Genomic DNA, 698 nt, shown 5'->3' with positions numbered 1-698 from the left:
CGCGTGGTCGCCGAGCTGCTCGAAGTGGCCCGTCCCGGCACCGCCTATTCCAGCCTTGACGAGGCCGCGCGCTGCGCGCTGCTGCTCGAAGAGCTCGCCACCGCGCGCCCGCTCGCCTCGCCCCACGTCGCCTACTCCGAGGAGAGCGCGGGCGAGCTCGCCATCTTCCGCGCCGCGCGCGGCATCCACCAGCGCTACGGCAGCGCCGCCATCCGCAACTGCATCATCTCCAAGACCGACGACGTCTCCGACCTGCTCGAGCTGGCCGTGCTGCTGAAGGAGGCCGGCCTGCTGCGCCCGCTCGAGAACGCGCTCGACGTGAACATCGTGCCGCTGTTCGAGACCATCGGCGACCTGGAGAACGCCGCCGGCGTGATGGAACGCCTGTTCTCGATCCCGGCCTACCGCGGCCTGCTCGAGGCGCGCGCCCACACCCAGGAGGTCATGCTCGGCTACTCGGACAGCAACAAGGACGGCGGCTTCCTCACCTCGGGCTGGGCGCTGTACAAGGCCGAGGGCGAGCTGGTGGCCACCTTCGCCCGCCACGGCGTGCGCCTGCGCCTGTTCCACGGCCGCGGCGGTTCGGTGGGGCGCGGCGGCGGGCCGAGCTACCAGGCCATCCTCGCTCAGCCCGAGGGCGCGGTGCAGGGCCAGATCCGGCTCACCGAGCAGGGCGAGGTGATCGGCGCCAAGTACGG

The 698-nt window shown here is 72.2% G+C and carries 1 protein-coding gene; it reads left to right on the top strand.

Annotation, left to right across the window (positions count from 1 at the left end; translation table 11 throughout):
• Nucleotides 1-698, top strand: a 698-nt coding sequence (locus C662_RS19550) for a phosphoenolpyruvate carboxylase (RefSeq protein ID WP_002934650.1), incomplete at both ends; no start/stop codon positions are given.

Source organism: Thauera sp. 28 (assembly GCF_000310145.2).
Lineage (GTDB): Bacteria > Pseudomonadota > Gammaproteobacteria > Burkholderiales > Rhodocyclaceae > Thauera > Thauera mechernichensis.
The sequence above is the reverse complement of the archived record's forward strand: the minus strand, read 5'-3'. Positions and strand labels throughout refer to the sequence as shown.